This window comes from Streptomyces scopuliridis RB72, from assembly GCF_000718095.1.
GTDB lineage: Bacteria > Actinomycetota > Actinomycetes > Streptomycetales > Streptomycetaceae > Streptomyces > Streptomyces scopuliridis.
On the sequence record NZ_JOEI01000019.1, the window covers coordinates 179,476 to 192,055 of the forward strand.

General features: G+C 68.5%; 14 protein-coding genes. 5 read left to right on the forward strand and 9 right to left on the reverse strand.

The window, feature by feature from the left end; all coding sequences use genetic code 11:
• Positions 1–326: 326 nt before the first annotated feature.
• Positions 327–1,322, reverse strand: a complete 996-nt coding sequence (locus IF11_RS0124925; RefSeq protein WP_030353961.1) for a helix-turn-helix domain-containing protein — start codon at positions 1,320–1,322, stop codon at positions 327–329.
• 159 nt (positions 1,323–1,481) lie between these two features.
• Positions 1,482–2,360: a LysR family transcriptional regulator gene (locus tag IF11_RS0124930; protein ID WP_030353962.1), complete on the reverse strand. Its 879-nt coding sequence runs from the start codon at positions 2,358–2,360 to the stop codon at positions 1,482–1,484.
• A gap of 190 nt (positions 2,361–2,550) precedes the next feature.
• Here IF11_RS0124930 and IF11_RS0124935 point away from each other — a divergent pair, with 190 nt between their 5' ends.
• Positions 2,551–3,444 (forward strand): MBL fold metallo-hydrolase, encoded by an 894-nt coding sequence (locus IF11_RS0124935; RefSeq protein ID WP_030353963.1) that lies wholly within the window; start codon positions 2,551–2,553, stop codon positions 3,442–3,444.
• Positions 3,445–3,547: 103 nt separating this feature from the next.
• Here IF11_RS0124935 and IF11_RS0124940 read toward each other — a convergent pair whose 3' ends face one another.
• From IF11_RS0124940 to IF11_RS0124965, 6 genes are all read right to left on the reverse strand, one after another.
• Positions 3,548–3,883, reverse strand: coding sequence for an antibiotic biosynthesis monooxygenase family protein (locus IF11_RS0124940; protein ID WP_030353964.1), 336 nt, complete (start codon positions 3,881–3,883; stop codon positions 3,548–3,550).
• A 161-nt stretch (positions 3,884–4,044) separates the two neighbouring features.
• Positions 4,045–4,533 carry a DUF4396 domain-containing protein gene (locus IF11_RS0124945; RefSeq protein WP_030353965.1) on the reverse strand — a complete coding sequence of 163 codons (489 nt, stop codon included), beginning with the start codon at positions 4,531–4,533 and terminating at the stop codon, positions 4,045–4,047.
• 247 nt (positions 4,534–4,780) lie between these two features.
• Entirely contained in the window at positions 4,781–5,821 is a 1,041-nt protein-coding gene (locus IF11_RS0124950) for a C40 family peptidase (RefSeq protein ID WP_030353966.1), read from the reverse strand.
• A 197-nt stretch (positions 5,822–6,018) separates the two neighbouring features.
• Positions 6,019–6,387: a BlaI/MecI/CopY family transcriptional regulator gene (locus tag IF11_RS0124955; protein ID WP_030353967.1), complete on the reverse strand. Its 369-nt coding sequence runs from the start codon at positions 6,385–6,387 to the stop codon at positions 6,019–6,021.
• A 279-nt stretch (positions 6,388–6,666) separates the two neighbouring features.
• Complete coding sequence (locus tag IF11_RS0124960; protein ID WP_051746184.1) at positions 6,667–7,239, reverse strand: MaoC family dehydratase; 573 nt, start codon at positions 7,237–7,239, stop codon at positions 6,667–6,669.
• 56 nt (positions 7,240–7,295) lie between these two features.
• Positions 7,296–8,189, reverse strand: a complete 894-nt coding sequence (locus IF11_RS0124965) for a LysR family transcriptional regulator (RefSeq protein ID WP_030353969.1) — start codon at positions 8,187–8,189, stop codon at positions 7,296–7,298.
• Between the two features lie 112 nt (positions 8,190–8,301).
• On the opposite strand from IF11_RS0124965, the gene IF11_RS0124970 reads away from it, so the two are divergent.
• Genes IF11_RS0124970 through IF11_RS0124980 form a run of 3 tightly spaced genes read left to right on the forward strand, consistent with a single transcriptional unit; the run spans position 8,302 to position 11,636 of the window.
• The gene (locus IF11_RS0124970) at positions 8,302–9,540 is read left to right on the forward strand and encodes a CaiB/BaiF CoA transferase family protein (protein ID WP_030353970.1); all 1,239 of its coding nucleotides are present in this window, start codon (positions 8,302–8,304) and stop codon (positions 9,538–9,540) included.
• On the forward strand, positions 9,525–10,781 hold the full coding sequence (locus IF11_RS0124975) for an SLC13 family permease (RefSeq protein WP_030353971.1): 1,257 nt from the start codon (positions 9,525–9,527) through the stop codon (positions 10,779–10,781). Before IF11_RS0124970 ends, IF11_RS0124975 begins: the two co-directional genes overlap by 16 nt.
• Before the next feature lie 30 nt (positions 10,782–10,811).
• A complete protein-coding gene (locus tag IF11_RS0124980; RefSeq protein ID WP_030353972.1) occupies positions 10,812–11,636 on the forward strand; it encodes an HpcH/HpaI aldolase/citrate lyase family protein in 825 nt (274 codons plus the stop codon).
• A 46-nt stretch (positions 11,637–11,682) separates the two neighbouring features.
• Here IF11_RS0124980 and IF11_RS42265 read toward each other — a convergent pair whose 3' ends face one another.
• Positions 11,683–11,943: a substrate-binding domain-containing protein gene (locus IF11_RS42265; protein WP_051746185.1), complete on the reverse strand. Its 261-nt coding sequence runs from the start codon at positions 11,941–11,943 to the stop codon at positions 11,683–11,685.
• A gap of 13 nt (positions 11,944–11,956) precedes the next feature.
• Here IF11_RS42265 and IF11_RS42270 point away from each other — a divergent pair, with 13 nt between their 5' ends.
• On the forward strand, positions 11,957–12,397 hold the full coding sequence (locus tag IF11_RS42270; RefSeq protein ID WP_240627652.1) for a hypothetical protein: 441 nt from the start codon (positions 11,957–11,959) through the stop codon (positions 12,395–12,397).
• Positions 12,398–12,580: the final 183 nt, after the last annotated feature.

Genomic DNA, 12,580 nt, shown 5'->3' on the forward strand with positions numbered 1-12,580 from the left:
ACGCGTCTGAGTCGGCGCTCCCGCCCGTACTCCGGTTCGTACGCCCGGACCGGCTCACAAGCTCGCCCGCCATCCGGGTCCCGGCGGCCACAGCCCGCACCCAGCGCGGCCCGCCCCGCGCCGCCCACACGACGCAGACGCACCCTCCGATGGCGAGCACGAGGACGCCGGACAAGACGAGCACGAGCATGCTCATCCCCCTCCTTCTGTTGTGCGGTCCGCACCATCCTCTCAGTCCGCGAAACGGGCCGTCGCAGCGGTCCGGTGACCGTGCGCGCGCCCGAGTCGGTTCACGGGTGCTGCGCCCTCTCCGCTGTCCCGACCGTTCATACCGCCTCGATATAGAATTCCTGATCGCTCTTTCCTGTGCAGGGTTGCTGAATCACCTCGGCGGCGGAGGCCCCCACTTCCGAGTCGTTGATCCCCACGCACAGGCCGCTATGGGCCGGGCGGAGTCGATAGGCCCCCTGACGAGGCCCGTTGACCGGTTCCATCCGGAAGTGCTGCGAGAGTCGGCTGCTGGAGCAGTCTTCCCACGGCTCAAGGAGTCCCTTGGCGGGACCGCTCTCCAGCACGGTGAGACAGCCGACGCCTTCGTCCGGATGGTCCCACTGGATGTAGTACGTACCGTCGCCGACCGCCTTCACGAAGGTGCGGGGCGGCACGGCCTGGGCGCAGGAACGCTGGACGGCGATCGCGTTCTTGTAGGCGCCGCTGCGTTGGCGTCCTTCGGTCACGCAGAGGCTGGGGGAACCGACCGGACGGATCCGGGACCAGCCCTCCGCCACGGGGCCGGCCGTCGGTGTGGACTCGCCATCCGGCATGAGAAACCACGACGTTGAGGCCAGCGCGAGAGCGACGGCCACGGCCGCGCTCCATCCCGCAGGGGTGTTGAGGCGCCGTCGTCGCGAGGTGGACAGGGCGCCCTCGGATGTCCCGGGGAGCGGAGCCCCGTAGTGTGACGTGCCGGTGGCCGCGGTCTCCGTCGCGGTACCCGATGCGGCAGACCGGGGCAGGGGAACCGGGTCAGCGTGCGGCGGGCCGCCGGCCGCGATGCGTTCCCGGGTCTCCAGCCATTCCTCGACGCGAGGCCCATCGCCGCAGAGCCGTACGAACACGGCCAGCATCTCCGGACGCGGCAATGTCTGCCGTCTCAGGACTTCGGCCAGCGTGCTGCGTGGCAGCACCTCGCCCAGCGCGGCGGCGCGCTCGTCCAACTGCCGGTAAGTGAGGCCCGACTGTTCTTTGAGCCGCCGCAGCAGGGCGACGAACTCGACGGCGTCCTGTGCCTCGTGTGGCTTCAATTCCCCCTGGTTCCGCATGCCCACATCCTGGCCAGATCCATATGGCCGGACAAGGTCACTTCCGGACCTTGTCCGGCACTGGCCACGGTCCGCACAGACATCCGTACAAGGCTCCGACCAGGCCGTTCGCCAACAGCCTCCGGAAGTCCCCGCCAGGCGGGCGCCGCCCGTCCATCGCTACGTCGTCTTTCGGGCCGCCCCGTAGACGGCTGTGGCGACATGCACGAAGGAGCGGATGAGCGGGCTGGTGTCGGTGCTGTTCCAGGCGATGACGAGGTCGCTGGATGGCTTGTCGGTCAGGGCGACGGAGGTGAGGCCCTCGGGAAGGGCGTGCGCGAGCGATGTCAGGCCCACGGTGCCGTCCCACAGGATGGACTGCAGGCATTCGTGCACCGTCCGCACGACCGGGCCGTCGCCTCGCTCGGCGGCGGCCGGGGGGCCGCTCCAGTAGGCCCGCCAGGCGGGATCGGTCCCTTCGGGCAGCTGGAACCAGCGCCGGTCCGCGAGCTCGTCCAGGCGCAGACTCTCGCGGTCGGCGAGCGGATCGTCGGCTCGCAGGACCACACCGACGGGGTCGGAGCGCAGGACGCGGATGGTGATGCCGGTGGTGTCGAAGGGTGCCCGGGTCAGGGCCACGTCGACAAGTCCGGTCCGTAGTCCGGCGGTCGGGTCGGTGAAGTCGGCCTCGCGGATACGGACGCGAGCAGTGGGGTGGCGTTGCCGGTACGCGGCGGCCAGTCGCGTACCGGCCTGCTCGGCACTGTCGGCGAGCGTGCCGACGGTGAGGGTGGCGGCGCCCGCCACGGCCGTTACCCGCGTACGGACGTGTTCGGCCTGGGCCAGCAGGGTGCGCGCCTCGTCGTAGAGCGCGGCCCCGGCGGTGGTGAGCGCGACACCGCTGGGTGAGCGGTGCAGCAGGGTGCAGCCGAGGTCGGTCTCCAGTTGTTGGATGGCCCGGCTCAGCGGTGGCTGGGTCATGTGGAGTCGCACGGCGGCCCGGCCGAAGTGCAGCTCTTCGGCGACCGCCACGAAGTAGCGCAGCGTGCGTAGGTCCATCAGCAGCAACGATACCCGCACGGTATCGGGGCGGGGAAACGGGTGTTGGACGCCCCGGACACCGCCGCGCTGGACTGGTGCCACGCGAACCGACCTGCCGCGACAGGTACCGAACGCCACCGCACAAGGTGCTGGTACGAGGTGCCGGCGCCGGGCGCGGCGCGATTGTCAGCACAACCGAGGAGCCACGATGGCCGAACACACCATGCCGGACCCCGTCGTACACGTCACTGACATACAGGAACTCGCCCGTGACCTGGTGGTCATCCCGAACCGGCAGGTCCAGCTCGTGCCGAACATCGGCATCATCGGCGGCCGGGACTCCGTTCTGGTCGTCGAGACGGGCATGGGTTCCGGCAACGCGGAAAAGGTGCTGGAGTTCGCGGCCGGTTACGCCAAGGGGCGTCGGCTCTTCCTGACCACGACGCACTTTCACCCCGAGCACGCGTTCGGCGCACAGACCTTCGCCGGTGAGGCGACGTTCCTGATCAACCAGGCCCAGGCCGAGGATCTGAAGGTGAAGGGCCCCGGCTATATCGACATGTTCAAGGGACTCGGCGAGCCGGTCGCGCGTCAGCTGGAGGGAGTCACGCTCGCACAGCCCGATGTCGTCTACGAGCAGTCGTACGACCTGGACCTGGGAGGCCGGGTCGTGCGGCTACGGGCCACGGGCCGGGCGCACAGCAAGGGCGACCAGGTGGTCAGGGTGCCGGATGCGGACGTCTTGTTCACGGGGGACCTCGCGGAGGCCGGTCAGTTCGCCATCTTCCCGTGGTTCCCGCCGTACGACACCGACGTCTCGGGCACCCGCTGGCTGAGCGTGATGCGACGCCTGGCAGCCGAGGGCGCGGAGGTCGTGGTGCCCGGTCACGGCGAGGTCGGCGGGCCGCAACTGCTGGCGGACGTACGCGACTACCTGCGGCTCCTGCGTGACGAGACGTGGATCCGCCGCGATTCCGCGGTCAGTGAGCGGACGATCATCGACGAGGTCTCGGCGCTGATGATCGAGCGGCACCCGGACTGGGCCGGCCGGGACTGGATCGAGAAGGGCGTCGGCTGCCTCTGCTCCGAACACCCCGCCTGAGACGACGCCACCGGTCCTCACCAGAAGATGCGGCAGCCGACCTCCATGAGGGCGGGATCGGCCGCGGTCACCACCCCGCCCTCGGGCCCTGCGACTCAGTGCGTCACTCGCTGTCAGCGGCCTTGGGGGCGGCTTGCTGGACCACCTCGAAGGACCACAGAGTGGAGCCGGAAGCCGCGGGCTTCTGCTGAGGGGAGCCGTCTCCGCCGCGCTGGTGGGCCGCCTTCATCGGACCCTCCATCCATGCCTGGAAGTCGGCCTCGCTGCGCCAGCGCGTGTAGACGAGGTACTGGTCGGTGCCCTCGACCGGGCGCAGCAGCTCGAACCACTCGAATCCGTCGGAGTTCTCCACCGACCCCGCGCGGGACGCGAAGCGCTTCTCCAGCACCTCACGCTGTTCCACCGGAACCTGCAGCACATTGATCTTGACGATGCTCATGACTCCATCTTGCCTCAGCGCGTCGCGGGTCAGGCCCGGCAGGCCACGTTCGCCATCATCCCGGCCTCGCCGTGGTAGGCGTTGTGGCAGTGCGGCAACGAACCCTTCGACATGCGTCGCACCCGCCCTCCCCGCTCAACGTCCCGGTGGCTCAGGCGAGTTCAGTGGTAGGCGTGGACGACGGCGTGACCCTTGCCGCGGCCGATCAGCCACTTGTTCACCGGCGTGGTGACCACAAACGCGACGGCGAAGCCCCCCAGGAGCGCGGACCAGAAGAGGGCGTCGGACAGATGCGCGTCCATCGCCCCGGGGACGGCCGCGATGATGCCGTTGTCGACCAGCTCCATCACGGCGATGGACACGGTGTCGGCGGCCAGCGCGACCTTGACCGCGGCCTTCCACCCGAGCCCGGCCCGGCGCACGGCGAACAGTGTGAAGGAATATCCGAAGACGAACGCCAGCCCGATCGCGAGCACCATCGTCGACACGTTCCCCCACATCAGGGCCGTACCGATGACCATGCCGAGGATCTCACCAATGGCACACCCGGTCAGGCAGTGCAGCGTCGCCTTCGCGGCACCGCTCCACGTCGTGGTGGTGTGCGCGGCGTGCTCGTGCGTGGTGTGCGCGTGATGCGCGGAGTGCTCCATGACCTGTCTCCCCTGTGCGGCATGCCGGGTCTGCCGGTCTCCCGGGCACGGCTGTCACTATACCCCTATGGGGTATGCACCTCCAAGAGGTGAGGACCTGGCGATGAGGGGTGAGGGACATCTCGAAAGGGTGACTGTGCGCACCCAGGGCGGATTCCTATGGATCCCATACCAGAGGGGTACGGGCCCCTGCCCGTACCCCTCCGCTACGGGACTCTGCCCGCCACAACTGCCGTGCTGCCGCTGTTCACCCGATGCGTACGCCCCACATGAACGGCATGCCGCTCCGCGCGATCGACTCGTAGCGCACTTGAGCGCCGGGCTTCGGGGAGTGGAGGATCTGCCCGTTTCCGGCATAGAACCCGACATGGCTCAGATCCGTGCGCATGATGATGAGGTCACCGGGCTTGAGCGCGCTCAGGGAATTGATCCGGGTACCGGCGTTGGCCTGGGCCTGCGAGGTACGGGGTATGGTCACCCCCGCCTGATTGAACGCCCAGGAGGTCAGCCCGCTGCAGTCGAAGGAATTCGGCCCCGACGCCCCCCACACATAGGGCAGGCCGACCCGGCTCTTGGCCGCGTTGAAGGCTTCGGCGGCCCGCTGGGAGGCGCTGGCCTCGTTTCCCAGGCTTACCCGGTCGCTGGAACGGTTCGCGCGTTCCTCCTCGGCGGCCCGTGAGGCCCGTTCTTTGGCGGTCATGGTGTTGAGGAGCCGTTGCGCCTCCGCGAGCTTGCCCTGGATCTCCTTCTTCCTGTCCCCGAGTTCCTTGCGGGTGTCCTTGAGATCCTTGAGCTTCTCCGCCGCCTGGCTGCGCTGCTGTTGAAGAGCGCGCTGCTGCGACTGGTACTGCTCGATCGCGGCGACCTGCCGGGCACTCAACTGATCAAGAGCGGAAGCCTTTTCAAGGTAACCGTCCGGATCAGAGGTCAGCAGGAGCTGAATCGACGGGTCCAGACCTCCGCCCCGGTACTGGGAGGCGGCTATCGAACCGAGCCGGTTGCGCAGTTCGTTGAGACCGTTCTGCTTACGGGCCGCGGTGTCCTGCAGCGCGTCCACCTGCTTCTGCAGTTCACCGGCCTTCTCCTTCGCCCCGTTGTACTTCTCGGTGGCCTGCGTGGCCTGCTCGTACAGGCGGTCGACCTTGGCCTGGACACCCTTCTTATTGGGGTCCGGCAGCGGGTCGGCCGAAGCCGGCTGCGCGGAGAGGGCGACGGCAGCCGCGGCTGTCGCGGTGAGCACGGACGCGTACGCCTGGTTGGACTGCTTAGGACGACGGTGGGACGCCACTGAGGCGGTCTCCTTCTTCCTCGGCCGCCTGCCGGGACAGCACCCTGCTACCTCGGCACCCGCCCCGACGCGTAAGTACGGCGACACCTCCGCCGTCACCCGGACGGGTGATCGACCGCACGAAGGTACGGTCATGGATACTACAACGCTAAGTTACTTAGTTCCAAGGGAGTTGGACTCGGAGCGCGGGGCCGCGTTCACTGCTTGGCCTGTCGTCCTACGTTCCGCAGAGCCTTGCGCAGGGCCGTGACCTCGTCCTCGGACATGTTCTCGACGAAGTGGACCAGCGCCGCCGGACGGTCCTTGCTGGCACCCAGACCGTCCTCCATCAGCGCGGCCGCATAAGCCTCACGGCTGCGCACCGTCGTGTACAACCATGCGCGGCCCTGCTTGTCGCGCAGCAGCCAGCCCTTGGAGTAGAGGATGTTGGTGACGGTCATCACCGTGGTGTACGCGACGGGGCGAACCCTGTTGATGTCGTCGACGACCTCACGCACCGTCGCCGGACGGTTCCATGTCCAGAAGCGGTCCATGATCTCCGCCTCAAGGTCCCCCAGCCGCCGCATGCCCTTGGTTTCCTTTCGCCGTCGAGTACGCAAGACCATAGTAGACGGGAGCCTGTCAGGCGTCCCCGCGGACATGGAGTACGCACGCGTCGGCGCCGGGTCCGTGCGGTCACGGCGAGGGGGTTGCGGGGGGGGCATGCCCAACACGCGGACCCGACGTGTGCCCCCACTGGAGCGCAAGACATTCGTCATCGCCAAGGGCGACGGAATACCCGCCGGTTCGGTCCGGCGCGCCGGTCCTGCTCAAGCCGTATCGCTCCAAACTGCCGTGCGGCGGGATCACTCACCCAGGCCGGCTGCCTTACGGGATCGTTCGTCCCAGACGGGCTCCACGGCGGCGAAGGTGGGGCCATGGCCCCGGCGGTAGACCATCAGGGTCCGCTCGAACGTGATGACGATGACGCCGGTCTGGTTGTAGCCGATCGTCCGAACGGTGATGATCCCTGTTTCGGGGTGGCTCTTCGACTCCCGGGCCCCGAGGACCTCGGACTGGGAGTAGATGGTGTCGCCCTCGAACACGGGATTGGGCAGGCGTACGCGGTCCCAGCCGAGGTTGGCCATCACGTGCTGAGAAACGTCGGTCACGCTCTGTCCGGTGACCAGTGCCAGTGTGAAGGTGGAGTCCACGAGTGGTCTGCCCCAGTGTGTTCCGGCTGAGTAGTGCCGGTCGAAGTGCAAGGGGGCGGTGTTCTGCGTGAGAAGGGTCAGCCATGAGTTGTCGGTTTCGAGCACGGTGCGCCCCAGGGGGTGCCGGTAGACGTCCCCGACGGTGAAGTCCTCGAAGTACCGGCCGGTCCAGCCCGTCACGGGCTGCGGTGCGGATGTGTCCTCTGTGCGGCTCAGGGTGGTCATGCGTTCATTGTTCGGAGTCCTGAAGACGTCTGTGAAATAGAAAGTTTTCACCGGCACTATGCGTGCGGCGCATGGGAAGCGGAGCAGACGTAGTCGAGGAAGCGTTGGACCACGGGCGAGCGGACACCCGACACGGGAGTGATGACTCCTACTGTGCGTACGGCTTCCGCGTCGTCCAGGGCGACCGCGACGACAGGGCCCCGCCGGTCCACCGGGCCGCCCGTGGTGGGCGTGATGGCAACGCCCAGGCCCACCCCGACCAGCGAGCGCAGGGTGCTCAGTTCCGTGGTTTCCAGAGTGACACGCGGGGTGAAGCCGGCAGCCGCGCAGAGCCTGTCGGTGATCTGGCGCAGACCGAAGACCGGTTGCAGCGCGACGAAGGACTCTTCGGCCAGGTCGGCCGTCTTGACCCGCCGCCGCGCGGCCAGGCGGTGGCCGGCCGGAACGAGGACGCACAGCGGCTCCTCCCTCAGCGGTATCCATACGAGGTCGTCCCCGGCCGGCCGCGGACTGGTCAAACCCATGTCCAGACGCCCGCGCCGGACACCGTCCACCACCGAGTCGGCGGCATCGCCCCGCAATTCGAACGTCGTCCGCGGGGCGACGGAGTGGTATCCGGAGAGCAGTTCGGGCACCAGCCAGGTCCCGTAGGAGTGCAGGAATCCGAGCGCCACGGTGCCCGCGTCCGGGTCGACCAGTGTGGCGATGCGCTGCTCCGCCGTCTCGATCTCAGCGATGGCACGCAAGGCGTGAGCGCGGAAGACCTCGCCGTACTTGTTCAGCCGCAACCTGTTCTGATGCCTGTCGAAAAGTGGCACGCCGACGCGGGCCTCCAGCCGCCTGATCGCCCGGGACAGTGTCGGCTGGGAAATGTTCATCCGCTCCGAGACCAGGGTGACGTGTTCGTACTCGGCCAGCGCCGTGAACCATTGCAGCTCCCTGATCTCCATGCACGGACTATACGCCTGGCGCATGGACTGTGGAGAGTTTCGTCATTTCACAGCGGGCGCTCGTGGCCGGAAAGTGTCCTCACATCCATCAGGACTCCATGGGAGGGACCCCATGTCCGAGCCGCATTCCCCCGAGGACGGCCTTGCGCCCGACGGCACGACCGGCCCGCTGGCCGGGCTGGTCGTCGTATCACTTGAGCAGGCCGTCGCCGCCCCGTTCGCGACACGGCAGCTCGCCGATCTGGGCGCGCGCGTCATCAAGATCGAACGACCGGGCAGTGGTGATCTGGCGCGCGGCTACGACCGTACCGTGCACGGCATGTCCAGCCATTTCGTCTGGCTCAACCGGGGCAAGGAGAGTGTGCAGATCGATGTCCGCTCGCCGGAGGGCAACCGGCAGTTGCGTGATCTGGTCGACCGGGCCGATGTCCTGGTCCAGAACCTGGCTCCCGGTGCCGCCGCGCGGCTGGGTATCGGGCACACTGCCCTCGCTCTCAGCCATCCCCGTCTGATCACCTGCGACATCTCCGGCTATGGCAGCAGCGGCAGTTACCGGGACCGCAAGGCTTACGACCTCCTGGTGCAGAGTGAGGCCGGACTGCTGTCCATCACCGGCACCCCCGACACACCGTCGAAGGTCGGCCTGTCCATCGCCGACATCTGCGCCGGGATGTACGCCTACTCCGGCATCCTCACCGCCCTGCTGAAACGGACCCGTACCGGCCGCGGGTCCCAGATCGAGGTCTCCATGCTGGAGGCGCTGGGCGAGTGGATGGGCTATGCCGAGTACTACACCCGCTACGGGGGGACGGCGCCGGCACGAACAGGTGCCGGCCACGCCACGATCGCTCCCTACGGTCCCTTCGTCACACGGGACGGGCAGACCATCGTGCTGGGGCTGCAGAACGAGCGGGAGTGGGCCTCGTTCTGCGAGACCGTCCTGCGCCGTAAAGATCTGCTCGATGACAGCCGGTTCACCGGCAACGCCGACCGTGTGGCCCACCGGGCCGAACTCGACGGGCTGGTACGCGAGATGGCGGCAAGCCTCTCCGGCAAGGAGTTGGTGAACCGCTTGGAGGAGGCGCGGATCGCCTACGCACGTCAGCGCGGCATACGGGAGTTCAGTGACCACCCCCAGTTGCGCGAGCGTGGACGCTGGGCTTCTTTCGACAGCCCTGTCGGACCACTGACGGGGCTGATTCCGCCGGTCACCCTCCACGGCGAAGCGGACGGCCCTGCGCGTCTGAGGCCCGTTCCGGCGCTGGGCGAGCACACCGAGGCTGTCCTCAGCTGGCTCAGCGCCTCCCGGGCCGGCACGCGTGAGGAAGGTGCGCGATGCCCACAGAACTGATCGGCGTGCTGGTGCTCGCAGCCGTCTTCACACTGTCCAGTCTGCGGGGACTGAACATGGGCGTACTGGCCCTGGTGGCAGCCTTCTTGCTGGGCTGTGTCTGGCTGGGCCGCACTCCCCAGCAGGTGCTGGACGGGTTTCCCGCGGAGATGTTCGTCGTCCTTGTCGCGGTGACATTCCTGTTCGGGATAGCGCGGGTCAACGGGACCGTGGAGTGGCTGGTGCATGCCGCCATGCGGCGAACCGGCGAGCGCCTGGCCATCATGCCCTGGGTCCTGTTCGGCTTGGCCGCATTGCTGTGTGCGACGGGGGCAGCGTCTCCCGCGGCCGTCGCCATCGTCGCACCCATCGGCATCACCTTCGCCGTGCGGCAGGGCGTCAACCCTCTCTTTGTCGGTCTGATGGCGGTCAATGGGGCTGCGGCCGGCAGTTTCGCGCCGACCGGCATCCTGGGCGGGATCGTCAACTCCACCCTCGACAACAATGGTCTGCACGCGAGCAGTTGGCAGCTGTTCGCCGGCACGTTCGCCTTCAACGTCGCCGTCGGCGTCGTCACTCAGCTGGTCTTCGGGCGCCGGCGTACCCCACAGCAGGCGGGCTCCGGCCCCGGCTCCGGCTCCGGCTCCGAAGGCCCCGTAGCTTCCGCGGTCACGCTGGGAGCGGAACAGGCGACAACACTGGGTGCGATGCTCGCCTTGGTACTGGGGACCACCGTCTTCTCCCTGGACACCGGCTTTCTCGCCCTGTCGCTCGCTGCCGCGCTGGCTCTGTTGTTCCGGCGCACAGCCCGCGAGGCGTCCCAGGAGATCGCCTGGCCCGTGGTCCTGCTGGTCTGCGGGATCGTCACCTACATCGCGCTCCTGCAGAGCCTGGGCGTCGTCGACTCCCTGGGGCGGATGATCGCGGGGATCGGCGCGCCGCTGCTCGCCGCGCTGATCATCTGTTACGTGGGCGGCGTTGTCTCCGCGTTCGCCTCCACCACCGGCATTCTGGGCGCTCTCATGCCGCTGGCGGTTCCCTTCCTCGCCTCCGGGGCCATCGGGACGACCGGCATGGTGATCGCCCTGGCCACCGCGGCCACTGTGGTCGATGCCAGCCCCTTCTCCACCAACGGTGCCCTGGTCGTCGCCAACACCCCTGAGCACCAACGGGATGACGCCTACCGCGGACTGCTGCGCTGGGGAGCGGGTGTGTGCGTGCTGGCTCCCATCAGCGCCTGGCTCATCTTCGTGGTCATCTGACCCCTGACCGGCCTGACAAAGGAAACCATCATGCGGTTCTCAGAGCGAACCATGCTGTTTGTCCCGGGCGACCGGCCCGAACGCTTCGCCAAGGCCGCGTCCAGCGGTGCGGACGCCGTCCTGCTCGATCTGGAAGACGCGGTCCCCGAGGGCAGCAAGGCCCAGGCCCGCGAGGCGGCGGTCGCCTGGCTGGCACACAGCCCCGGGCTGGTGCGCGTCAACGCTGTCGGTACCCCCTGGCATGCTGATGATCTCGCCGCTCTTGCCGCTCTTCCCGAGGGCACGGCGCTGCGCGGTGTTGTTCTCCCCAAGAGTTCCACCGCACCGCAAGTGGCCGCCGTGATCGAGCGGCTTCCTCACCGGATGCCCGTGCTGGCGCTGGTCGAGAACGCGATCGGCCTGCGCGAGGCCGCGGCGATCGCCGGTCTTCCGCAGGTGGCACGGATGCTGTTCGGCAGCATCGACTACGCCCTCGACACAGGCATCACACCGTCCGAGCCGGACGAGCCGGAACTGCTCTGGGCCCGCTCCGCCCTGGTGAACGCCTCACGGGCGGCCGGCCTGCCGGCCCCGCTGGACGGGGTCTTCACCCATCTGGATGACCTGGAAGCCCTGGAATCCTCATCGAGACGAAGCCGGGCCCTGGGATTCGGCGGCCGGCTGTGTGTCCATCCGCGTCAGATCGCCACCGTGCACCGTGCATGGCAGCCCGGTGACGACGAGATCCGGTGGGCTCGACGTGTGGTGCGGGCAGGGGGTGACAGCAACGGCGCGGCGGTACGCGTGGACGGACAGATGGTCGATCTGCCGCTCCTGCGGCGAGCCCGGCACGTACTGTCCCTGGCCGGCGCATGAGAAGCCTCCTGTGACTGCGGCGCCGCGTGGGGCGTGGCCGCCCTCTTCAGGCCGTACGCCCGGCGGGCGGGGGCGCGGTGCTGGCGCGCACCACGAGGGCGGGCTCCACCGCCATCCGGCGCGGTCCGTCCGTCGCGCCGTCGATCTGGTCGAGCAGCAGGGCGACGCGGTGTCGTCCCACCACATCGAAGTCCGGGCGCACGGTGGTCAGGGGCGGCTGGAAGAACGCGGCCTCGGCCATGTCGTCGAACCCGGCCACGCTGATGTCGCCGGGTACGTCGCGACCGGCCTCGTGCAGCGCGCGCATCCCAGACCGTGCGGTGGCCGAGGCCGAGCAGGTGGGCGAGCACGCTATGGGCGCCATGGGCCCGGTCGAAGTCGACGTGGGGGTAGCGGTGTCCGGTGTCGCCGTCGGCGACGACCACCGGCATGGTGGGCGGCAGACGCGGGGACGGGGTGTCGAGCATCTGCGACTCGACCAGCACGATGCCGTCGACGGACTGCAGCATCAGATGCTGGAACGCCTGCCGTACGGCGGCTTCGGTCTGCGCCCGTACGCCCATGAAGTTCACGGAGAAGTCGGCCTCGCGCGCGGCGTCGGCGATCGCGGCGAGCGTCCTGGCGTTGCCGTGGGCGCCGACGTCGAAGCTGACGACACCCAGGGCGCCGAACCTGCCGGTCACCAGCGCGCGGGCCGCCGTGTCCGGGCGGTAGCCGAGGGTCTGCATCGCGGACAGCGCGTTCCTGTCCAAAGTCCTTGACAGGCCCGGATACCGCTCCCAAACTCTCCCCCGAACCGCTCGTGTTAACGCGAACATGGAAGGGCGATCCATCCGAGGTAACGCGGCGGTCGTACACCCCCCGGCAGTCCGGGGGCTCTGCCCCCGGGCTTCTTCTCGCTGCGCGCACTTCAGCACCGCCGTGTGCGCCGCCCCCGTCATCGG